Source organism: Curtobacterium herbarum, assembly GCF_016907335.1.
Lineage (GTDB): Bacteria > Actinomycetota > Actinomycetes > Actinomycetales > Microbacteriaceae > Curtobacterium > Curtobacterium herbarum.
In genome coordinates this window covers 1,225,316-1,247,242 of record NZ_JAFBBT010000001.1, presented here as the reverse complement: position 1 = coordinate 1,247,242, position 21,927 = coordinate 1,225,316, and the positions used below count along the sequence as shown (strand labels likewise).

At 71.8% G+C, this 21,927-nt stretch carries 21 protein-coding genes; 3 read left to right on the top strand and 18 right to left on the bottom strand.

Features of this window, described 5'->3' with window-relative positions; genetic code table 11:
* Positions 1 to 108 precede the first annotated feature (108 nt).
* On the bottom strand, positions 109 to 1,368 hold the full coding sequence (locus JOD51_RS06105) for a class I SAM-dependent RNA methyltransferase (RefSeq protein WP_204607472.1): 1,260 nt from the start codon (positions 1,366 to 1,368) through the stop codon (positions 109 to 111).
* Between the two features lie 14 nt (positions 1,369 to 1,382).
* Between JOD51_RS06105 and JOD51_RS06100 the strand changes: the two genes are divergently transcribed.
* Both JOD51_RS06100 and JOD51_RS06095 read left to right on the top strand, forming a co-directional pair.
* A complete protein-coding gene (locus JOD51_RS06100) occupies positions 1,383 to 2,207 on the top strand; it encodes a Maf family protein (protein WP_204607471.1) in 825 nt (274 codons plus the stop codon).
* A 79-nt stretch (positions 2,208 to 2,286) separates the two neighbouring features.
* The gene (locus tag JOD51_RS06095) at positions 2,287 to 4,062 is read left to right on the top strand and encodes an acetyl/propionyl/methylcrotonyl-CoA carboxylase subunit alpha (RefSeq protein ID WP_204607470.1); all 1,776 of its coding nucleotides are present in this window, start codon (positions 2,287 to 2,289) and stop codon (positions 4,060 to 4,062) included.
* 129 nt (positions 4,063 to 4,191) lie between these two features.
* Here JOD51_RS06095 and JOD51_RS06090 read toward each other — a convergent pair whose 3' ends face one another.
* From JOD51_RS06090 to JOD51_RS06010, 17 genes are all read right to left on the bottom strand, one after another.
* Entirely contained in the window at positions 4,192 to 5,142 is a 951-nt protein-coding gene (locus JOD51_RS06090) for a hypothetical protein (protein ID WP_204607469.1), read from the bottom strand.
* Positions 5,143 to 5,367: 225 nt separating this feature from the next.
* Positions 5,368 to 6,999: a phospho-sugar mutase gene (locus JOD51_RS06085; RefSeq protein ID WP_204607468.1), complete on the bottom strand. Its 1,632-nt coding sequence runs from the start codon at positions 6,997 to 6,999 to the stop codon at positions 5,368 to 5,370.
* On the bottom strand, positions 6,996 to 7,826 hold the full coding sequence (locus JOD51_RS06080) for a purine-nucleoside phosphorylase (RefSeq protein ID WP_204607467.1): 831 nt from the start codon (positions 7,824 to 7,826) through the stop codon (positions 6,996 to 6,998). The genes JOD51_RS06085 and JOD51_RS06080 overlap by 4 nt, the downstream gene beginning before the upstream one ends.
* Positions 7,827 to 7,850: 24 nt before the next feature.
* On the bottom strand, positions 7,851 to 8,123 hold the full coding sequence (locus JOD51_RS06075; protein WP_204607466.1) for a PTS sugar transporter subunit IIB: 273 nt from the start codon (positions 8,121 to 8,123) through the stop codon (positions 7,851 to 7,853).
* Positions 8,120 to 8,569 (bottom strand): PTS sugar transporter subunit IIA, encoded by a 450-nt coding sequence (locus JOD51_RS06070; RefSeq protein ID WP_204607465.1) that lies wholly within the window; start codon positions 8,567 to 8,569, stop codon positions 8,120 to 8,122. The genes JOD51_RS06075 and JOD51_RS06070 overlap by 4 nt, the downstream gene beginning before the upstream one ends.
* 4 nt (positions 8,570 to 8,573) lie before the next feature.
* On the bottom strand, positions 8,574 to 9,686 hold the full coding sequence (locus tag JOD51_RS06065; RefSeq protein WP_204607464.1) for an adenosine deaminase: 1,113 nt from the start codon (positions 9,684 to 9,686) through the stop codon (positions 8,574 to 8,576).
* A gap of 127 nt (positions 9,687 to 9,813) precedes the next feature.
* Positions 9,814 to 11,100 carry a thymidine phosphorylase gene (locus tag JOD51_RS06060; protein ID WP_204607463.1) on the bottom strand — a complete coding sequence of 429 codons (1,287 nt, stop codon included), beginning with the start codon at positions 11,098 to 11,100 and terminating at the stop codon, positions 9,814 to 9,816.
* Position 11,101: 1 nt separating this feature from the next.
* Positions 11,102 to 11,629 carry a cytidine deaminase gene (locus JOD51_RS06055; RefSeq protein ID WP_204607462.1) on the bottom strand — a complete coding sequence of 176 codons (528 nt, stop codon included), beginning with the start codon at positions 11,627 to 11,629 and terminating at the stop codon, positions 11,102 to 11,104.
* Between the two features lie 16 nt (positions 11,630 to 11,645).
* Complete coding sequence (locus tag JOD51_RS06050; RefSeq protein ID WP_204607461.1) at positions 11,646 to 12,935, bottom strand: ABC transporter permease; 1,290 nt, start codon at positions 12,933 to 12,935, stop codon at positions 11,646 to 11,648.
* Positions 12,932 to 14,311 (bottom strand): ABC transporter permease, encoded by a 1,380-nt coding sequence (locus JOD51_RS06045; RefSeq protein ID WP_372377742.1) that lies wholly within the window; start codon positions 14,309 to 14,311, stop codon positions 12,932 to 12,934. Before JOD51_RS06045 ends, JOD51_RS06050 begins: the two co-directional genes overlap by 4 nt.
* Positions 14,308 to 15,828: an ABC transporter ATP-binding protein gene (locus JOD51_RS06040; protein WP_204607460.1), complete on the bottom strand. Its 1,521-nt coding sequence runs from the start codon at positions 15,826 to 15,828 to the stop codon at positions 14,308 to 14,310. The genes JOD51_RS06045 and JOD51_RS06040 overlap by 4 nt, the downstream gene beginning before the upstream one ends.
* Before the next feature lie 91 nt (positions 15,829 to 15,919).
* Positions 15,920 to 16,993, bottom strand: a complete 1,074-nt coding sequence (locus JOD51_RS06035; RefSeq protein ID WP_204607459.1) for a BMP family lipoprotein — start codon at positions 16,991 to 16,993, stop codon at positions 15,920 to 15,922.
* 345 nt (positions 16,994 to 17,338) lie between these two features.
* Positions 17,339 to 17,776, bottom strand: coding sequence for a hypothetical protein (locus tag JOD51_RS06030; RefSeq protein WP_204607458.1), 438 nt, complete (start codon positions 17,774 to 17,776; stop codon positions 17,339 to 17,341).
* Complete coding sequence (locus JOD51_RS06025) at positions 17,766 to 18,278, bottom strand: hypothetical protein (RefSeq protein WP_204607457.1); 513 nt, start codon at positions 18,276 to 18,278, stop codon at positions 17,766 to 17,768. Before JOD51_RS06025 ends, JOD51_RS06030 begins: the two co-directional genes overlap by 11 nt.
* On the bottom strand, positions 18,268 to 18,771 hold the full coding sequence (locus JOD51_RS06020; protein WP_204607456.1) for a hypothetical protein: 504 nt from the start codon (positions 18,769 to 18,771) through the stop codon (positions 18,268 to 18,270). The genes JOD51_RS06025 and JOD51_RS06020 overlap by 11 nt, the downstream gene beginning before the upstream one ends.
* A complete protein-coding gene (locus JOD51_RS06015) occupies positions 18,768 to 19,301 on the bottom strand; it encodes a hypothetical protein (protein WP_204607455.1) in 534 nt (177 codons plus the stop codon). The genes JOD51_RS06020 and JOD51_RS06015 overlap by 4 nt, the downstream gene beginning before the upstream one ends.
* 91 nt (positions 19,302 to 19,392) lie before the next feature.
* Positions 19,393 to 20,508 (bottom strand): mannose-1-phosphate guanylyltransferase, encoded by a 1,116-nt coding sequence (locus JOD51_RS06010; protein ID WP_204607454.1) that lies wholly within the window; start codon positions 20,506 to 20,508, stop codon positions 19,393 to 19,395.
* Between the two features lie 160 nt (positions 20,509 to 20,668).
* Between JOD51_RS06010 and JOD51_RS06005 the strand changes: the two genes are divergently transcribed.
* Positions 20,669 to 21,910: a glycosyltransferase family 4 protein gene (locus JOD51_RS06005; protein WP_239539792.1), complete on the top strand. Its 1,242-nt coding sequence runs from the start codon at positions 20,669 to 20,671 to the stop codon at positions 21,908 to 21,910.
* The last annotated feature ends 17 nt before the right edge of the window (positions 21,911 to 21,927 follow it).

Sequence of the window (21,927 nt, the reverse complement as noted above, 5' to 3'; positions counted from 1 at the left end):
CGACGCGCCGGGCCCTGATCCCGGTTGCCGTCTCGCCAAGGATACCCAGGTCAGCCTCAGCTTCGTACCCCGCCACGGTTCCCGACGGGGCCGACCACCCGCCGGAGCTCAGCCGACCGGCACCAGCCGCGCCACGGCCTCCAGGTGGTGGGTGTGCGGGAACAGGTCGAAGGCGCGGAGGGCCTCCAGGCGGTACCCGAGGTCGGCGAACGTCGCGACGTCGCGGGCCAGGGCGACCGGGTCGCAGGCCACGTAGACGACCTGCGCCGGCTGCAGCGCGGCGATCGACACGACGACCTCGCGACCGGCACCGGAACGGGGCGGGTCGAGCACGATCGTGCCGGCGCGGAAGCGGTCGCGCTCCGGACGGGAGGCCGACTCGACCGTGCGGGACAGCCACCGGTCGACACGGCCGGTCTCGGCACGCGCGCCGATCCACTCGGACAGGTTCTCGAGCGCGTGCTCGGTCGCGCGCGTCGCGCTCTCGACGCTCGTCACGCGGGCCCGCGGCCCGACGACGTCGGCGAGGGCCGCGGCGAGCAGGCCGACGCCGCCGTAGAGGTCGAGGTGCTGGCCCTCGGGGTCGAGCCGGTCACGGTCGACCAGGTCCTGCACGGCCGCGGTGAGGACGGCCGGCGCCTGCCGGTGGACCTGCCAGAAGCCGTCGTCGTCGACCGCGAACGTCCGCTCGCCGACGACCTCCTGGACGACGGTGGGGCGTTGCGCGTCGATCACCAGACGCGCCCCGCCCGAGCCGCTCGGGCTGAGGACGTCGACGACCTCGGCGCCGGGCATCGAGCCGCGGCCGAGCGGCGCCGAGCCCTGCACGGTCGCGGTGGCCAGCGGCAGCGAGGTGACCGGGACGACGGTGTGCGACCGGGCGGCGAAGGGTCCGGCCGTGCCGTCGGCGTCGACGTGCAGGCGGACGCGGGTGCGCCAGCCGAGCCCGTTCGCCTCGTCGTCACCGGGAGCGGCCTCCACCACGACCGGCGCGCCGAGCACGGCGTCCAGGTCGATCTTGCCGAAGCGGGAGAACGAGTCGACGAGCACGTCGCGCTTCAGGGTCCGCTGGTGTGCCAGGGCGATGTGCCCGAACTCGGCGCCACCCGGACGGACCGCTGGGTCGCGGTCGAGGCCCGCCTCGGGCCAGACGTGGTCCACCCGGTGCTCGCTCGGTTCGAGGACCTGCACGGTGTCGGCACGCCAGAACGACTTCTTCCGGTCCTCCGTCACCCGGGCCACGACGCGCTCCCCGGGGATCGCGTCCGTGACGAACACCACGCGCCCCTCGTGCCGTGCCACCGAGATGCCGCCGTGGGCGATCCCGGTGACGTCGAGTTCGAGCAGTGTGCCGACGGATTCACCCATGGTTCGATGTTCCCATGCGTCTGTACCTCGCGAGCACCTCCCCCGCCCGTCGCGCCCTGTTGGCGCAGTCCGGCATCGAGCCGGTGCTCGTCGCGCCGGGGGTCGACGAGGATGCCGCGGCCGCCGCCGAGCGGGACCGCCTGGGGCGTGAGCTGACCGGCCCGGAGCTCGTGTCGCTGCTCGCGGTGGCGAAGGCGACGGCGGTCGCGGACGGCCTGGTCGAGCGGACGGACGACGCCGAGCTCGACGGCATCGTCCTCGGCGGGGACTCGGCCTTCGAGGTCGACGGGGTGCTGTACGGCAAGCCGCACGACCCGGAGCTCGCCCGGCAGCGCTGGCGGCAGATGCTCGCCGCGGGCGGCGGCACGCTGTGGAGCGGGCACTGCGTCGTGGACCGGCGCGTCGGCGCCCACTCGGTTGCCGAGGCGACCGTCCCGGGGCCGGGAGGCGCGGTGCGGGCCGGTGACGAGCCTCCCGTCCGCCCGGTGGGCGCGTCGTCCCGCCCCGTGGGCGCGTCGTCCCTCGGACCCGTCGCGCCGGGCGGGTCGGCGCTCGTCGTGGACGGCGACCGGGTCGTCGCGGTCGACAGCGCGGTGCTGACGTTCGCCGATGACATGACGCCCGCGGAGATCGATGCGTACGTGGCGACGGGCGAGCCGCTCGAGGTGGCCGGCGCGTTCACGATCGACGGACGCGCCGCGGCCTTCATCACCCGCATCGACGGCGCGCCTTCGGCGGTCGTGGGCCTGTCGCTGCCGGTGCTCCGCTCGATGCTGCTGCAGGGGTTCGGGATCGCCTGGCACGACCTGTGGGCGCAGGAGTCGACGCCGGCGCTGTAGACATCCACCTGCTGTCCACGGTGTTTCTTGTGGACGGCGGTCAAAACAGGACCCGGGCACACGAATACGCTGATGTTCCATGCCCCGCATCAGCAAGGTCCTCATCGCGAACCGCGGCGAGATCGCCGTCCGCATCATCCGAGCGGCCCGCGACGCGGGCAAGGCCTCGGTGGCGGTCTACGCCGACCAGGACCGTGACGCCCTGCACGCCCGCCTCGCCGACGAGGCCTACGCGCTGAACGGCACCACGAGCGCCGACACCTACCTGGTCATCGAGAAGATCATCTCGGTCGCCCGCCGCTCCGGCGCCGACGCCGTGCACCCCGGGTACGGATTCCTCGCCGAGAACGCCGAGTTCGCCCGCGCCGTCATCGACGCCGGGCTCACCTGGATCGGCCCGTCGCCCGAGTCGATCGAGCGCCTCGGCGACAAGGTGTCCGCACGCCACGTGGCCGAGAAGGTCGGCGCGCCGCTCGCCCCCGGCACCATCGAACCGGTGCAGGACGTCTCCGAGGTGGTCGCCTTCGCCGACGAGGTCGGCCTGCCCGTCGCGATCAAGGCCGCGTTCGGTGGCGGTGGCCGCGGCCTCAAGGTCGCGCGGGACCGTGCGTCGATCCCCGAGCTCTTCGAGTCGGCCACACGTGAGGCCATCGCGGCCTTCGGTCGTGGCGAGTGCTTCGTCGAGAAGTACCTGGACAAGCCGCGGCACGTCGAGACCCAGTGCCTCGCCGACGAGCACGGCAACGTCGTCGTCGTGTCCACGCGTGACTGCTCGCTGCAGCGTCGCCACCAGAAGCTCGTCGAGGAGGCACCGGCGCCGTACCTGACCGAGGCCCAGCAGACCCTGCTGTACGAGTCGTCGAAGGCGATCCTCCGCGAGGTCGGCTACGTCGGCGCCGGCACGTGCGAGTTCCTCATCGGCGCCGACGGCACGGTCTCGTTCCTCGAGGTCAACACCCGTCTGCAGGTCGAGCACTGCGTGTCCGAGGAGGTCACCGGCATCGACCTGGTGCGCGAGCAGTTCCGCATCGCCGAGGGTGGCGTGCTCGACTACGCCGACCCGACGCCGCGCGGCCACTCGTTCGAGTTCCGCATCAACGGCGAGGACGCGGGCCGCAACTTCTTCCCCGCGCCGGGCCCCGTGCACGTGTTCAACGCCCCGTCCGGCCCCGGCGTCCGGGTCGACTCCGGCGTGGTCTCCGGCGACATCGTCTCCGGCGCGTTCGACTCGATGCTCGCGAAGCTCATCGTCACCGGCTCGACCCGGGCCGAGGCGCTCGAGCGTTCGCGCCGTGCCCTCGCCGAGTTCGAGGTCGCCGGCCTGCCGACCGTCATCCCGTTCCACCGTGCGGTCGTCGCGGACCCGGCGTTCGCGACCGCCGACGACGAGCCGTTCAGCATCTACACGCAGTGGATCGAGACCGACTTCGTCAACGACATCCCGGCGTGGAGCGGCGCCCCCGAGGAGCTGCCCGCCCCGGCGTCCCGCGACACGGTCGTCGTCGAGGTGCAGGGCAAGCGCATCGAGGTGACCATGCCCGCCGTCGTCGGTGGCGGCTCCGCCGGTGCCCGTCGTCCGTCCGGGCCGTCCGCTCCCCCGAAGCGTCGGTCCTCCGGCGTCAAGGGCGGCCGCGCTGCGTCCGGCTCGTCCGTCGCGTCGCCGATGCAGGCCACCGTCGTGAAGCTCGCGGTCGCCGAGGGTGACACCGTGGTGAAGGGCGACCTGCTCGTCGTCCTCGAGGCCATGAAGATGGAGCAGCCCGTCCAGGCCCACAAGGACGGCGTCGTCACCGGGCTGAACGCCCCCGTCGGCCAGACCGTCTCGTCCGGCCACGTCCTGCTCGAGCTGGCGTAGGCGCCGTCGGCCGGCGCGGCGCCCGGCGCCGATCGGCTGCGCACAACAGAAACCGCCCCGAACCACGGCTTCCCGCGGTTTGGGGCGGTTTCTGTTGTGCGACGACAGTCCGCACCGGTGGGTGCGGCATCAGCGGATCCGACGGAAGCGCCGGGGCTCGAGCGGGAGGCCCAGCCCCAGCAGCAGCGCACGGAACCGAGCCGTGTCCTGCGTCTCGGGCCACCCGAAGCGGCCGACCTGACGGACGTCCGGCACACGGCGGAGTCGGTCCTCGCGCCGCTTCTCCTGGAGGAGGACGTCCGCTGCGGTGAGGCCGGCGGCGCGCATGGCCGGGTCCCGGTACTTCGCCGCACCGTCGAACTCGAGCACGACGCCGTGGTCAGGGAACCAGAAGTCGACCCGCGCCGCAAAGCCGTCCGCGTCGTGGAACTCGGCCTGGAGTTCCGGCCGCGGTGCTCCGACCTCGTCGAGTGCCACCCGGGCGATCGACTCCCCCACCGATCCACTGCGCGGGTCGGCGAACTCGATCGCGAACCGAGCACGATCGCGGCCGTGCGCGGCGCTCTTGGCCTCGAGCTCCGAGCCGAGCTGCGTCCGGTCGACGCCGCGTCGGAGCGCGACGTCGAGGACGGGGACGGAGCGCCGCAGCTCCTGTGTGAGCGCGATGTCGACGACCGTGCTCCGGAGGTCCGTGACCAGACGGCCGGAAGGTGCCCTGGCAAGGCGGGTCGGTCGGTGCTTTCCGGGGTGCTTCCGGAGCAGCCGGAGCGCCTGGGACGTCTCCCGCCGCGGGTCGATCACGTGGACCACGTCGGGGAACTCGCCGCTCCAGGGCAACCCGTGCAGAGCGAGGGCCGACTCGTGCGACAGGACGAGGCGCGGAGCGATCAGCTCGTCGACGGCGTCGATCCGCGCGAGGTGGCGGACCCTGGCATCCGCCGCCCGCCAGCGCTCAGCGTCGACGAACCTGCCCGGTGCGAGCCGGACGAGGGCGCCCCGGTCAGCCGCTGCCACGAGCGCTGCACCACGACGGCCGGTGGGGTCGGCGCTCCCACCTCTGATGATCTCGAGTCGTTGCATGCCGGCAGCTTCACGCACCTCCACGTCGGCCGGGCGGCGCTTCCCGGGCCCTGTGCACAGCCAGCCTGCTGCCCTGGGCCGTGCAGGAGCGTCCGGCTCCGACCGGCGCCGCACAACAGGAACCCGCCCGAACCGCGGGATGTGGCGGTTCGGGCGGGTTCCTGTTGTGCGCAGGCGGCACGCGGCGGCAGCCGGGCAGGCGGCAGCCGCGCGGGCGGCAGCGCCCTACGAGACCAAGGGGCGGACAGCGGCGGCCAAGCGGGCGGCCAGGGCCGCGGCCTCGGCCGAGGTCGCCGCGACGGTGTCGATGTAGACCTTCACCTTCGGCTCGGTGCCGCTCGGGCGGACGATGACGCGCGCGCCGCCCTCCAGGTCGAAGCGCAGGATGTCCGACGGCGGGAAGCCCGGCACCCCGTCGAGGAAGTCCGTCACCGACTCGACCACGAGACCGCCGAGCTCGGACGGCGTCGAGGTCCGCAGCGACGCCATGATCTCGCCGATGCGCGACAGGTCGTCCACCCGCGTCGCGACCTGCCCGGACGCGAACGCCCCGAACCGCTCGGCGAAGGCGTCGAGCTGGTCCGCGATGGTCCTGCCCTCCGCCGCCAGCTCGGTCGCGAGCGAGAGCAGCTCGAGCGCGGCGGAGATGCCGTCCTTGTCGCGGACCACCTGCGGGTCGACCAGGTACCCGAGGGCCTCTTCGTAGCCGAACAGCAGGTCCGGCACACGGGACACCCACTTGAAGCCGGTCAGCGTGTCGCGGTGGCCGAGCCCGTACTGCTCCGCCACGCGGGCGAGGGCCGGTGAGCTGACGATCGACGCGGCGAGCACACCGGTCACGCCCGCGTCGGCCGCACGTGCAGCGGCACGCCAGCCGAGGAGCCACCCGACCTCGTTGCCGGCCAGGCGACGGTACGAGCCGGAGCCGTCCGGGATCGCCAGCGCCAGTCGGTCGGCGTCCGGGTCGTTCGCGATCACCAGGTCGGCGCCGACCGCGACACCGCGGGCGATCGCCAGGTCCATCGCGCCCGGCTCCTCCGGGTTCGGGAACGAGACGGTCGGGAACGCGCCGTCGGGCTCGATCTGCTCCGGTACGACCGCCGGCTCGCGGAACCCCGCCTGCGCGAAGACCGCGCGGGCGGTCTCCCACCCGACGCCGTGCATGGCCGTGTAGACGACGGACGGCTGCGCGTCGACCGGGAGGCCCGGGGCCGGCACTGTCGCGGCCGTCGCGTCCACGTACGCCTGGACGAGCGACGCATCGGCGACGGTGTAGTCCGTCGCGCGCTCGAGCGCGCGGACGTCGCCGGCTGCGACGAGGTCGATGGCCGCAGCGATCTCGCCGTCGACCGGTGGCACGATCTGCGAGCCCGCGTCGTCACCGCCGAGGTAGACCTTGTACCCGTTGTCCCGCGGCGGGTTGTGGCTGGCGGTGACCATGACGCCCGCGCCGACGCCGAGGTGCCGCACCGCGAACGCGACGAGCGGTGTCGGCAGTGCCGAGGGCAGCAGCGTGACGTCGAGGCCGAGGCCCCGCATCACCTCGGCGGAGTCCCGCGCGAAGACGTCCGAGTTGACGCGACCGTCGTACCCGATGACGACGCTGCGGTCACGGCCGGAGTCGATGAGGAAGCGCGCGAGCCCGGCGGCGGCCTGCGTCACGACGACGCGGTTCATCCGCAGCGGGCCGGCACCGAGTTCGGCGCGGAGCCCGGCCGTGCCGAACTGCAGCCGTCCGGCGAACCGGGCGTCGAGTTCGTCGGTGTCGCCGGCGTCGACGAGCCGCTGCAGTTCCGCGCGCGTCTCGGCGTCGGGGTCCTGCTCGATCCAGGCAGCCGCGGTGTCGAGGACGCTCACAGTGCCGCGACCACGCGGGCGAGCAGGTCGGCGATGACCGGCTCGGCCTGCTTGCCGGCCTCGAGCACCTCGGTGTGGGACAGCGGCGTCTTCTGGATGCCGGCGGCCAGGTTCGTGATGAGAGAGAAGCCGAGGATCTCCATGCCCGCCTGGCGCGCGGCGATGGCCTCGAGCGCTGTGGACATGCCGACGATGTGCCCGCCGATGGCCTTCGCCATCTGGACCTCGGCCGGGGTCTCGTAGTGCGGGCCGCGGAACTGCGTGTAGACGCCTTCGTCGAGGGACGGGTCGACGGACTTCGCGACCGCGCGGAGGCGTGCCGAGTACAGGTCCGTCAGGTCGATGAACGTCGCACCCTCGAGCGGGCTGTCGGCGGTCAGGTTGATGTGGTCGCTGATGAGGACCGGGGTGCCCGGCGTCCAGGTTTCCTTGATGCCGCCGGCACCGTTGGTGAGGACCATGACCGAGGCTCCGGTCGCGGCGGCCGTCCGGACGCTGTGCACGACGCGACGCACCCCGTGGTTCTCGTAGTAGTGCGTCCGTGCACCGATGACGAGCGCGTGCCGGCCGTCGGCGAGACGGATCGACCGGACGGTGCCGGAGTGCCCGGGGACGGCCGAGGCGCTGAAGCCGGGGACGTCCGCGGCGGGGATCTCGGAGACGGTCTCGCCGAGCAGGTCCGCGGCCTTGCCCCAGCCGGAGCCGAGCGTCAGGGCGATGTCGTGCCGCTCGATGCCGGACCGCTCCGCGATGACTGCGGCGGCGTCGCGGGCCACGTCGAAGGGGTCGACGGCGGGGTCGTTCAGGGGGTTCTCGGTGCTGGCCATGCGCCGATCGTACCGGGCGGCAGGTCAGCCCAGCGCCTTCTCCACAGCCGCCGTGATCTCGCTCTGGTCGAAGTGGTTCCGGATCACGATGACCTCGGCGTAGGTGGCCCCGATGGCCTCGACGAACTCCTGGCTGGTGAGGATCACGTTGGCGTCGGCGGAGACGTCCCGTACCGAGGCGACGTCCGCGGCGACGACCTCGGCCGTCAACCCGAGCGCCGCCAGGGCCTTCTCGGCGTTCACCTTGAGGATCGCGCTGGCACCGATGCCGGCGCCACAGATGGTCACGATCTTCACGTGGTGCTCACTCCCATGATGCTCCGGACCTGGTCGGCGTCGGTGGCCTCGGCGAGCCTGCTGGTGACCGTGGGGTCGTTGAACAGGTTGGCGATCGCACCGATCGACTCGAGGTGTGTGCCCACCTCGGCCACGGCCAGGCCCAGCACGACCGACACCGGGTCGTTGTGCGGGTGCCCGAACACGACCGGCTCGGCGAGCGTCACGACCGCCAGCCCGTCACGCAGCACGCTCGACCCCGGCCGGGCGTGGGCGAACGCCAGCCCGGGCGAGATGACGATGTACGCCCCGTGCTGCTCGACCATGGCGATCATGGCGTCGGTGTAGGCGTCGGTGGTCGACCCGGAGGCGACGAGTGCGCCGCCAGCCGTCCGCAGCGCGTCACGCCACGACGACGCGGACGCCCCGAGGACGACGGCCGGGTCCGGCAGCGGCGGCAGGCCCATCGGCTCAGGCCTCCGCGTACCCGGCGGTGATCGCGGCGATGATCTCCTCGCGGTCCTCCAGCGGCAGGAAGGTGCCGAGGGCGGCGTTGATCTGGAACGCGGCGAGGTCGTCGAGGTCGTAGCCGAACGTGCCGGCGAGGAGCGCGAGCTCCTTCGACAGCGAGGTGTTGCTCATCAGGCGGTTGTCGGTGTTCACCGTGACCCGGAACCCGAGCTGGTACAGGACGTCGATCGGGTGGTCGGCCAGGTCGTCGCCCCACGCGGCGATCGCTCCGGTCTGCAGGTTCGAGGACGGCGAGACCTCGAGCGGGATCTCGCGGTCACGGACCCAGGACGCGACCTCGCCGAGGGTGGCGAGCATCGAGCCGTCGCCGCCGTCGGACAGGGAGACGTCCTCGAACACCCGGACGCCGTGGCCGAGGCGCAGGGCGCGGCCGTCGACGAGCGCCGACCGGATCGACGCCAGGCCGTCCGCTTCGCCGGCGTGCACGGTGACGGGGAACAGTTCGGCGGCCAGGTAGTCGAACGCCGCTCGGTGGTTCGACGCGGGGAACCCGGCTTCGGCACCGGCGATGTCGAAGCCGACGACGCCGTGGTCACGGTGGCGGACCGCGAGCTCGGCGATCTCCAGGGATCGGTCGGCGTGGCGCATGGCGGTGACGAGCTGCCCGATGCGGATGGCCCCGCCCGCTGCGTCGACGGCGGCTTCGATGCCGGCCTGCACGGCGTCCACCGTCTGGTCGAGCGTCAGCCCGCGCTGCAGGTGCTGCTCCGGCGCCCAGCGGATCTCGCCGTAGACGACGCCGTCCGCGACGAGGTCCTCGACGAACTCCTGCGCGACGCGGGTCAGGCCGGCTTCGGTCTGCATCACGGCGATGGTGACGTCGAAGGTCTTGAGGTACTCCACCAGGGACCCGGAGTTCGCCTGGTCGGCGAACCACGCGGCGAGCTCGGTCGGGTCGGTGGTCGGCAGCTCGACGCCGTCCGTCGCGGCGAGTTCGATGATCGTCGCGGGGCGGAGGCCGCCGTCCAGGTGGTCGTGCAGCGAGACCTTGGGCAGGTCGTTGATGACCGCTCCGGCGTCGGGCAGGCGGTAGATGGGGGCGGCGTCGCTCATGCGCCCAAGGCTATCGGTGGTCACCGGCCCCCGCAGGGCGGGGTCGACAAACCCGTGGACGACGGACTGGAGGCTCCCCACACGTCGTGTGAGGAGCCTCCAGTCCGAGCGTGGTGGCGGACGACCGCTACTGGATCCGCTCGCGCACGATCGGCCCGCGCTCCGGCGCGGACGCGCCGATCGACCAGGCGCCCTCGAGCGACTCGAGTGCCCGCTCGAAGCGCTCCGGCTCGTCGGTGTGCAGCGTCCAGAGCGGCTGCCCGGCGGTGACGGTGTCGCCCGGCTTGACGTGCAGTTCGATGCCGGCACCCGCCTGCACCGGGTCCTGCGCCCGGGCCCGACCGGCGCCGAGGCGCCAGGCCGCGATGCCGAACGGCAGTGCCTGCTGGGTGGCGAGCACGCCCGACTCGGTGGCGGTGACGACGTGCGTCTCGGCCGCGACCGGCAGCGCGGCAGACGCGTCGCCGCCCTGCGCCTCGATCATCCGACGCCAGGTGTCCATCGCGCGGCCGTCGGCGAGGGCGGCGGCCGGGTCGGCGTCGGTGACCCCGGCCAGGCGCAGCATCTCCTCGGCGAGGGACACGGTCAGCGAGACGACGTCGGCGGGTCCACCGCCGGCGAGCACCTCGACGGACTCGCGCACCTCGAGGGCGTTGCCGATCGTCAGACCGAGCGGGACCTCCATGTCGGTGAGGAGCGCCGAGGTCGCGACCCCGGCGTCCTTGCCGAGGTCGACCATCGTCTGCGCCAGGAGCTTCGACTGCGCGAAGTCCGCCATGAACGCACCCGAGCCGAACTTCACGTCGAGGACGAGTGCCGCCGTGCCCTCGGCGATCTTCTTCGACATGATGCTCGACGCGATGAGCGGGATGCACTCGACGGTGCCGGTGATGTCGCGGAGGGCGTAGAGCTTCTTGTCGGCCGGTGCCAGTCCCGACCCGGCCGCGCAGATGACCGCGCCGACGTCGGAGAGGATCTCGGACATGCGCTCGTTCGAGATCGCGGCCTGCCAGCCCGGGATCGACTCGAGCTTGTCGAGCGTGCCGCCGGTGTGGCCGAGTCCGCGACCGGAGAGCTGCGGCACCGCGACGCCGAACGTGGCGACCAGCGGCGCGAGCGGCAGCGTGATCTTGTCGCCGACCCCGCCGGTGGAGTGCTTGTCGACCGTGGTCTTTCCGAGCGAACCGAACGACATCCGCTCCCCCGACGCGATCATCGCGAGGGTCAGGTCACGGATCTCGCGGCGCTCCATGCCGTTGAGGAAGATCGCCATCGCGAGCGCGGCCATCTGCTCGTCACCGACGTAGCCGCGCGTGTACGCGTCGACGAGCCAGTCGATCTCGGCGGTGGACAGCGTCCCGCTGGAGCGCTTCGTGCGGATGAGGTCGACGGTGTCGAACGGCTCGACGGCCATGTCAGTGCTCCTGCTGGTAGGTGATGAGGGTGCGCGGCCCGAAGGCGTCCGGCAGGACCTCGTCGATGGTGCGGATGCCCGAGACCGTCTCGAGGAGCATGCCCTCGGTCGAGTGCTCGAACAGCAGCTGCCGGCAGCGCCCGCACGGCATCAGGGTCGCCCCGTCGCCGTCGACGCAGGTGAACGCGACGAGCTTGCCGCCGCCGGTCATGAACAGCTGGGACACGAGCGAGCACTCGGCGCACAGGGTCACCCCGTACGAGGCGTTCTCGACGTTGCAGCCGGAGACGATCCGGCCGTCGTCGGTGAGCGCCGCAGCGCCGACCGGGAAGGACGAGTAGGGCACGTACGCCCGCCCCATCGCGGTGGTCGCGGCCTCCCGCAGGGCGGTCCAGTCGACGTCGACGGTCCCGTCGATCGCGGCGTCCGGATCGGACGGGAGGCTCTGGGCCGGGTCCGTCCAGGAGGGCTCGCCGGTCGTCGGGTCGGGGGTGACCCCCTGGTCACCCGCAGCGTTCGTGTCGGTCATGTGGCGGGCCTCCCGGCTAGTTCTTGACGTACGGCTTGCCGGACGCCGCCGGACCCCGCGACTGGCCCACCAGACCGGCGACCGCGAAGATCGTCACGACGTAGGGCAGCATCAGCAGGAACTCGCTCGGCACCGGCGAGTTGATCGCCCCGAGGGTGTTCTGCAGGTTCGACGCGAAGCCGAACAGCAGCGCGGCGAGCGTCGCCTTGATCGGGTCCCAGCGGCCGAAGATGACCGCGGCCAGCGCGATGTAGCCCGCGCCCGCCGTCATGTCCTTCGTGAACGGACCGACCGCGTCGAGCGTGAAGTAGGCACCGCCGAGGCCGGCGATCGCACCGGCGAGCGACACGTTCCAGAAGCGGGTGCCGGTGACGTTGATGCCGACGGTGTCCGCCGCCTCCGGGTGCTCGCCGACCGCGCGGAGCCGCAGGCCCCAGCGGGTCTTGAACAGCGCGAAGGTGACGACCGCGACCGCGATGTACGCCAGGTAGACGATGACGGTCTGCTCGAAGAACACCGGGCCGATCACGGGGATCTGGTGCAGGACCGGGATCTCGATCTTCGGGAAGCGGATGCCGACGTTCAGCGTCGTCTCGGACGGTGAGAGCACCTGCGAGTACAGGAACCCGGTGAGTCCGGAGATGAACGCGTTGATGACCACACCGACGATGACCTGGTCGACGAGGTACTTGATGCTGAACGCCGCGAGGACGAACGACACGAGCACACCGGCGATGAGCGCACCGATCAGACCGACCCAGGCGGACCCGGTCAGCGAGGCGATGAGGGCCGAGGTGAACGCGCCGGCGAGGAACTGTCCCTCGATGGCGATGTTCACGACGCCCACCCGCTCGGAGATGACCCCGCCGAGGGCGCCGAACACCAGCGGGACGCTGAGGCCGATCGCGCCGACCAGCAGGCCGGGCAGCGGGATCGTCTTGCCGGCAGCGGCCCAGGTGAGGAAGCCGACGACGAACACGACGGCGAAGACGCTCGTCACCCACAGCGGTACCGGGCGGTACTGCCCGACGAGGAAGAAGGCGACGGCGGTGCCGAGCGACAGCAGGACGACGACGACCACACCGGTCGCCAGCGACGGCAGCCCGACGTTCGGCAGCTGGACGAAGTCGCCGGCGTTGGCCAGACGGAACGTGGTCGTGCCGCCGCGACGGACGCCGAGGAACAGCACGGCGGCGAGCACCGAGAAGACGGCGAACGCGATCGGTGCCTTCCAGCTGCGGGTGGTCTCGACCGCTCGGTCCGCGACGGGGGACGTCGGGGCCGCGGTGGGGCTGAGGGTGCTCACGCGGCGACCGCCTTCCGCTTGGAGTTCTTCGGAGTGCGACGACGGGCGCCCGGCTGCGGGATCCGGAAGACCGCGCGGACGAGCGGCGGGGCCGCGATGAACAGGACGATGAGTGCCTGGATGACGCCGACGATGTCGATCGGGATGCCGTTGGCGGCCTGCATGGCGTAGCCGCCGTTCTTCAGCACGCCGAACAGGATCGCGGCCCAGAAGGTGCCCCACGGCTTCGAGCGGCCGAGCAGCGCGACGGTGATCGCGTCGAACCCGATGCCGGCGTCGATGCCCGAGGTGAAGCCCGTCGTGACGGCGCCCTCGACCTGGTAGGCGCCGGCGATGCCGATGAGGGCACCGGAGATGACCATCACCCAGACGGTGAGCGCCGGGACGCTCATGCCGGCGACGCGGGCCGCGCGGGGGTTCTCGCCCACCGTGCGGAAGCGGAAGCCGAGCGACGACTTGTTCATCAGCCACCACACGACGACGACCGCGACCAGGGCGACGATGAACCCGACGTCGATGCCGAACCGCGCGCCGAACAGCGACGGCAGGACCGCCGAGTCGCGGGTGGCGGGCGAGATCGGGTTCGGGCTGCCGCCGGCCTGCAGCAGGCCCGGGGTGCGCAGCATGAAGCTCACCAGGTACAGGGCGACGTAGTTGAGCATGATCGTCAGGACGACCTCGTTGGCGCCGGTCCGGGCCTTGAGGAGTCCGACGATGCCCGCCCAGACCGCACCGCCGACGATGCCGGCCAGGATCGTGAGCGGGATGTGCACGATCGCGGGCAGGTCGAACGAGAACCCGACCCAGCCGGCGGCCGCGGCGGCCATCAGGACCTGTCCCTGGCCGCCGATGTTGAAGAGGCCGGTGCGGAACGCGACCGCGACGCCGAGGCCCGCGGCGATGAGCGGCACCGCGTAGTCGACCGAGCGGGTGATCGGGGCGATCGCGGTCGCGAAGGACGGCGCCCCGAAGTTGACGACCGAGCCCTGGAACAGCGACGAGTACGAGCCGCCGACGGCCGTCCCGATCGCACGGAGCGTGTCGAGCGGACGGGCGAAGAAGTACCCGGCCGCGGCCTGGACGTCCTTGTCGGTGAGGGCGATGAGGATGCCGCTGGCGATGAGGGCCAGGACCACCGCGAGGACGGTGGTCAGGACCGAGCCGTTCACGATGCTGCGCAGGGCGTCGCTCCAGCGGCCCTCGCGGCGCTCGCTGTCGGTCGCCGAGTCGGTCATCAGGTGCGGGGCGCCGGTGACCTCCTGCAGGCGGTCGTCGACGGCGGGCGCCACGTCGGCCGGGAGGCCCGTGGTCGCGTCGGTGGGTGCGGTGCGGTCCGACGGCGTGGTGCCGTCGTGCTGCGGCGTGGGGTCGCTCACGCGGCGAGCTCCGTTCCTGCGGGCAGTTCGCCCGCCATCATGAGTCCGAGGACGTCCCGGGGTGTGGACGCGGGGACGATGCCGACGATCGCGCCGCGGTACATCACGGCGATCCGGTCGGCGAGCGCGACGACTTCGTCGAGCTCGGTGGAGACGACGATCACCGGGACGCCGCTGTCGCGGGTCTCGACGATGCGCTTGTGGACGAACTCGATCGAGCCGACGTCGATGCCACGCGTGGGCTGCGCGGCGACGAAGAGCCGCAGCGGGCGGCTGAGTTCGCGGGCCAGGACGATCTTCTGCTGGTTGCCGCCGGAGAGCCGACCGGCCGCGGTGGTCCGACCGGGCGTGCGGATGTCGAACTCGGCGATCTTCTCGTCGGCGAAGGCGTCCCGCTCGGCGGCGCGGATGGTGCCGGCGCGGACGAAGTCGGCGGCGTCGGCGCGGTCGAGCATCAGGTTCTCGGCGATCGTGAACTCGCCGACCAGGCCGTCTTCCTTGCGGTCCTCCGGGACGAACCCGACGCCGGCGTCCAGGATCTGCTTGACGCTGCGCCCGGTGACCTCGCGGCCGTCCAGGGTGATCCGGCCGGAGCGCACCGGCTCGAGGCCCATGATCGCCTCGGTCAGTTCGGTCTGGCCGTTGCCCTGGACACCGGCGATGGCGAGGACCTCGCCCCGACGGACGGTGAACGAGACGTCGTCGACCAGCACCAGGCCGGTGGGGTCGGTGACGGTGAGCCCCTCGACGACCAGGGCGGCGTCGCCCGGGGTGGCCGGGGCCTTGTCGACGACGAGTTCGACGCTGCGGCCGACCATGAGTGCTGCGAGCTCGCTGTTCGAGGCGGTGGGAGAGGCTTCGCCGACGACCTTGCCGAGCCGGATCACGGTGATGCGGTCGGCGACCTCGCGGACCTCGCGGAGCTTGTGGGTGATGAAGACGATGGCGGTGCCGGCTTCGCGGAGCTGGCGCATGATGCCCATCAGCTCGTCGGTCTCCTGCGGGGTGAGGACGGCCGTCGGCTCGTCGAACACCAGCACGGAGGCGTCGCGGGACAGCGCCTTGATGATCTCGACGCGCTGCTGCACGCCGACCGGCAGGTCCTCGACGCGGGCGTCGGGGTCCACGTCGAAGCCGAAGCGCTCGGAGATCTCGCGGACGCGCCTGCGGGCGCCGGCCAGGTCGAGGCGGCCGCCGAACGCGGTCTCCTCCTGCCCGAGCATGACGTTCTCGGCCACGGTGAAGACGGGGACGAGCATGAAGTGCTGGTGCACCATGCCGATGCCGGAGCGCATGGCGTCGCCCGGGCCGTCGAAGTGCTGGACGACGTCGTCGAGCAGGATTTCGCCCTCGTCGGCCTGGTACATGCCGTAGAGGACGTTCATCAGGGTCGACTTGCCCGCACCGTTCTCCCCGAGGAGACAGTGCACCTCGCCCGGTTCGACGGTGATCGAGATGTGGTCGTTGGCGACCAGGCTGCCGAACCGCTTCGTGATGCCGCGGAGTTCGAGCTTCATGTCGGTGAGTCTATTTCTGTCTCGGGCGCGCAACGGTCCGTGCGCGCGAGAACGCGGGCGGAGGAGTGCTCCCCCGCCCGCGTTCGTCGGACTACTTGACGGATGCCTCGGTCTCGACCTTGACCGAGCCGTCGATGATGCCGGCCTTGATCTTGTCGAGCTCACCCTGCAGACCCGAGTCGACCTTGGACTCGTAGTCGTGGAACGGCGCGATGCCGACGCCGTCGTTCTTCAGCGTGCCGACGTACGGGGTCTTCGAGAAGTCACCCTTGGCGGCCTGCTCGACGACGTCCTTCGTCGCGGGCTTCATGCCCTTCTCGATGGAGGTGAAGGCGATGTCCTTGTAGCGGGGGTCGGCCTCGTAGAGGTCGCTGTCCGCGCCGATGAGGACGGAGCCGTTGTCGGCGTCCTTGATCGCTTCTGCGGCCGACTGGTAGATCGGGCCACCGACGGGCAGGATCACGTCGGCGTCCTGGTCGAGCAGCGACTGCGCGACCGACTTCGCCTGGGTGCCGGCCTCGAAGCCACCGGTGAAGGAGCCCTTCTGGCTCTTGACGTCCCAGCCGACGACCTTGACGTCCTTCTTCTTCTGCTCGTTGTAGTACGCGACGCCGTCCGCGAAGCCGTCCATGAAGATGGTGACGGTCGGGATCTGCATGCCGCCGAAGGTGCCGACGGTGCCGGACTTCGAGTAGGACGCCGCCGCGTAGCCGGCGAGGAACGCCGCCTGCGAGGTGTCGAACGTGATCGGCTTGACGTTCTTGGCGTCGATCGAGTTGTCGTCGATGATCGCGAAGTCGGTGTCGGGGTTCGCCGCGGCCTGCTTCTTCGTCGAGGCGGCGAGGTTGAAGCCGACCGTGACGATGAGGTTGCAGTTCTGGTTGACGAGCTGCTGGATGTTGGAGTCGTAGACGGTGGCGTCCTTCGACTCGGCGTCCTTGTACTGGGCGCCCAGGTCGGAGGCGGCGTCCTTCATGCCCTCGAAGCCGAGCTGGTTGAACGACTTGTCGTCGAAGCCACCGGCGTCGGAGACCATGCAGGGCAGGAAGTCGGACTTCTTGGACGAGGTCGAGCTGGACGGTGCGGATGCGCAACCGGCGAGCACGGCGACGGTGCCGACGAGCGCGAGACCGCTCATGGCGACGCGACGGGTACGAGATGACACGGGGGTTCCTCCGGGGAGATCGGGAGTCGACCCGGAGTCACTGCGCACCGGGCGATCGTCAGGACAGTACACGACCGGCCGGGCGGTACAGGACCGGTCCGGAGGCCCTCCGACATCGGTTACGCGATCGCGACCGCGCCGTAACGCGCCGGAAACGCGACGGTCGGTTCGTGCCCCCAGTTCGCGGGGTTTCGTGATGGAGCGCTACAGCCGGGCGCCGGTCTGGAGGATCGTGCAGGCATCCCCCACATCCGCCGGTCCGCAGGGTGGTTCAGAAGTCCTCGTCCGCGTCGCCGGGGAAGCACAGCGAGAGAGCCTGGACCGCATACTGTCCGTCCGACACCGTCAACCGGACGGAGTCGGTCCGCCCGCCACCACGCCCCACGATGGTCGGTCCTCCGCCCCCCAGTGGTCGATCGTCATCCCCTGCTCCGTCCACCGTGCCTCGGTCGCAGCGACGTCGCCGGCGATGTCGCCGGTGCCCGAACGGGTGACGAGGTACCGCCACTTCGCGCCCTGGTCTCCGTCGGGGAGCCGGCAGTCCTCCAGGTAGTCGGGGCCGGTCCGCGGCTGCCACGTCCCACCGAGTCGACCGGTGACCGCCTCGACGGCGTCGACCATCTGCGGCTGCGCGACGTCCCGGTCGACGGCCGGGACAGCGTGCTCGGACGTCGGTGCCGGTGCGGGGGCCGGAGCTGCCGCGCAGCCGACGAGCACGCCGACGACGAGCACACCGGTCCCGAGGACCCCGGCGCATCGTCGCAGCCGGTACTCAGAGCGCATCAGCGTCTCCGGGGAAGCAGAGCGAGACGCTCTGGACGGCGGTCAGGCCGGGGGCCACGGACAGGCTGATCGATGCCAACCGGCCCCCACCGCGTCCCACGACGGTCGGCTCGGAGGCGGTTCCCCACCGTTCCACGGTCATCCCCTGCTCGCGCCATCCGCGTTCGATCGTCGGCATCTCGTCTGCCACGCCGTCGTTGCCCGTCCGGGTGACGAACGAGGTCCACCGTGCCATCGCCCGACCATCGGACCCCGTGCAGTCCTCGGCGGAGTCTGGCCCACTCCGCTGCCGCCAGTCACCCCCGAGTCGCGTCGTGACCGCGTCCACGGCATCGACCATCTGCCGTTGTGCGGTGTCCGCGTCGAGCACCGGTGTCGCCGTCTCGGTCGGTGTCGATCCGGGTGTCGGAGCGGGCGTCGCACAGCCGACGAGCGCGCCGACGACGAGCACACTGATCGTGGCCGCGGTCCATCGGCGTGCGGTGATCGTGTCAGAGCTCATCGGGGTCCCCGGGGAAGCACAGCGACAGCGCCTGGACTCCGTACTGGTCGTCAGCGACCGAGAGACTGATCGAGTCGGTCGCCGCGCCGCCGCGGCCGACGAGGGTCGGATGAGCCGTGGAACCCCAGCGATCGATGGTCATCCCCTGACGCTTCCACTGCGCCTCGACCGCGGGGAGGTCCTCGGTGACGTTCCCGACCGACGGACGCGTGCGGACGTCCACCCACTGCGCACCCGGCCGGCCGTCCGGGAGCGTGCACGCGTCGGCGTAGTCCGGACCCGTGCCCTGTTCCCAGTCCCCGCCGAGACGTCCGGTGAGGTCGTCCACCGCACCGACCATCTGCTGCTTCGCGGCCGCGGGCGTCACAGCCGCCGTCGCGAGCGGGGTGGTCGTGACCGAAGACTGCTGCCCACAAGCGGTGACGAGCAGTCCGACGGCAACGAGCACCGGTGCGCAGCTCGTGCCCCGGAGCACGGCGGATCGAGCGGTCACCCGAGGTCCCCACCGAGTTCGTCGGGGTCCCCGGGGAAGCACAGCGACACCGCCTGCACCGTGTAGTTGCCCGAGTAGGCGTAGAGGCTGATCGAGGCGATCTGGTCTCCTCCGCCGGCGAACACTGCTGGGCCGTCACTCGAGTTGCGTCGCTCGATACGCAACCCTGACGCCTTCCAGTGGTCGATCGCGTCCTGCGCGTCTTCCTCGGGTGTCCCGGTGCGGCTGCTTCCCACGAGGTACCGCCACTGGGCACCCGGTGCGCCGTCCGGAAGCGCACATGCCTCCGCGTAGTCGGGACCGGTCCGCGCCTTCCAATCGTCCCCGAGACGACCGGTGACGTCGTCGACGGCATCGATCATCTGTTGCTTCGCGGCATCGGCATCGACGACGGGCTGGGCCCGGCGTGGCTCACCAGCGCCCTGCTCGGGCAGGGCGCAGCCGGTGAGGACCAGCGCAGACGCCGCGACCGCGACCGCACTGCGTGCCGCGCGCCCGGTGGCCGTCCTTCGCCACTCGGTCTGCGCCATGCTCACTCCCCCGCTCGCAGTTCCCCCGGTTCGACCGTACCCACCGGTCCGGGTGCGGACGGCCCACCCCGGGGCCGCCGCACCTCGCTCCTCAGAGCACGTCGTCCCGCCCACTGATCTTCAGCGCGTCCACCACGCCCTTGACCCGCTGCGCGTTCGCGCTCGTGGTGACGAGCAACGCGTCCGGGGTGTCGACGACGACGATGTCCTCGACCCCGATCAGCGAGATCAGCCGGTTGCTCTGCGACACGACGATGCCGCTCGCCGAGTCGGCCAGGATGCGGGCGTTGTCGCCGAGCACGGCCAGGTTGTTCTTCCGCCCGCCGGACTGCAGCTTCGCGAGCGAGGCGAAGTCGCCGACGTCGTCCCAGTCGAAGTCGCCGGGCACGACGGCCATGCGTCCGGCGGCTGCCGCGGGTTCGGCGACGGTGTAGTCGATCGCGATCTTCTTCAGTGAGGGCCAGATGCGGTCGACCACGATCCCGCGCGCGGAGGTGTCCCAGGCGGCGGCGAGCTCCTCGATGCCGGCGAGCAGCTCGGGCTCGGTGCGTCCGATCTCGGCGAGGAGCACGTCGGCGCGACTGATGAACATGCCGGCGTTCCAGAGGTACGAGCCGTTGGCGACGTACTTCTTCGCGGTCTTCAGGTCGGGCTTCTCGACGAAGGACCGGACGGCGTGCGCGGTGGATGCGCCGGCGACGTCGAGCGACTCGTCGGCGGCGTGGATGTAGCCGAAGCCGATGGCCGGTTCGGAGGGGGTGATGCCGATGGTCGTGATGTACCCGGCGCGTGCGGCGGCGACGGCCTCGCGGACGGACCGGCGGAACCCGCGGGCGTCGCCGATGACGTGGTCGGCCGCGAACGAGCCGATCACGACGTCGGGCTCGCGGCGGTGCAGGATCGCGGCGGCGAGGCCGATCGCGGCGGTGGAGTCCTTGGGCTCGCTCTCGAGCACGATGTTGTGGTCGTCGACGCCCGGCAGCTGGGACTCGACCGCGACGCGGTGGGCACGGCCGGTGACGACCATGATGCGCTCCGGGCCGGCGAGCGGCTCGAGTCGGTCCCACGTCTGCCGGAGCAACGACGAGCCGGAACCGGTCAGGTCGTGCAGGAACTTCGGGGCGTCGGCACGCGAGAGCGGCCACAGGCGCGATCCGATGCCGCCGGCCGGGATGATCGCGTAGAAGTCGTCGAGTGCGTCCGTCACCCGCCCACCGTACCGGCGCGCCCGGGCAACGGCTGCGCGTGCTCTGGACGTGTCGTGCGCGGCCGAGGAGTCCCCGCACGGTCTGTTCACCCCTCGCGTGCACCGCGTTCACGTTGTTCCCCCCGGTCGTCCACGCGTCGCCGTGAGCATGGGCCGTGCCATGAACGCACGCAGCATGGAACGAGGCACCGAGTCCCCCAGGACCGTCGCCGTCGTCACCGAGAGCTTCCTGCCCACCCTCAACGGCGTCACCACGAGCGTCCTCGCGGTGCTCGAGCACCTGCGACGTCGCGGCCACCGGGCCGTGGTCATCGCCCCGGACACGCCCGGCCTGGCGGCCTGGCGGTCACGCTCCGAACAGGAGCGGCACCTGGGCTTCGACGTGCACCGGATCCCGGCCGTCGCGTACCGGCAGTTCCCGGTCGCGCTCCCGCACCCGGTGCTCGACACGATCCTCGCCGCCTCCGGCGCCGACGTGCTGCACGCGGCGAGCCCGTTCCTGCTGGGCGGACGTGCGATCACGGCGGCCGGGAGGCTCGGCATCCCCTCCGTCGCCGTCTTCCAGACCGACGTGGCCGGGTTCGCACGACGCAACGGCCTGTCCGCGGCGGCCCCGCTCGTCCGCCGGGTCCTCGGACGCATCCACGCGGGAGCGTCGCTGACGCTGGCTCCGTCGTCGGCGACGGCCGCGATGCTCGCCGAGGAGGGCGTCCCCCGGGTGGCCCGCTGGGGCCGCGGCGTGGACACGACCCTCTTCCACCCGGACCGTCGTTCCTCCGGCCACGTCCGGGCCGCGCGCCGACGGATCGCCCCGCGCGGCGAGACCATCGTCGGCTACGTGGGCCGGCTGGCACCGGAGAAGGAGGTCGAACGGCTCGCGGAACTCGGCGGCATGCCGGGCATCCGGGTCGTGGTCGCCGGAGGGGGGCCCTCCCGGGCGCTCCTGGAACGACGCCTGCGCCACCTGGACGTGACCTTCACCGGTCCCCTGCGCGGCGACGCGCTCGCGGATGCCTACGCGATGCTCGACGTGTTCGTGCACACCGGGGCCGCCGAGACGTTCGGGCAGACCCTGCAGGAGGCCCACGCGGCCGGCCTGCCGGTGGTGGCCCCGGCCTCCGGAGGACCGCTCGACCTGGTGTCCCCGGGTCTCGACGGCGAGCTGTACGACCCGGAGGCGCCGCTCGCCCTCCGCGGTGCCGTCGCCCGGTTGCACGCCGACCGTGCGCTCGCGGAGCGGATGGGTTCCGCGGGGCGGCTCCGGGTCGAGGGCACGACGTGGGAGGCGGTCGGTGACGAACTGCTCGCACACCACGAGACGGCCCGGACGATCGGCGCTCCGCCGGCCGCGACCCGCGCCGCCCGCACGGTGTGGCACGAGAAGGTCGGTGCTCGGACGTAGGATGGTGTCGTTCCACA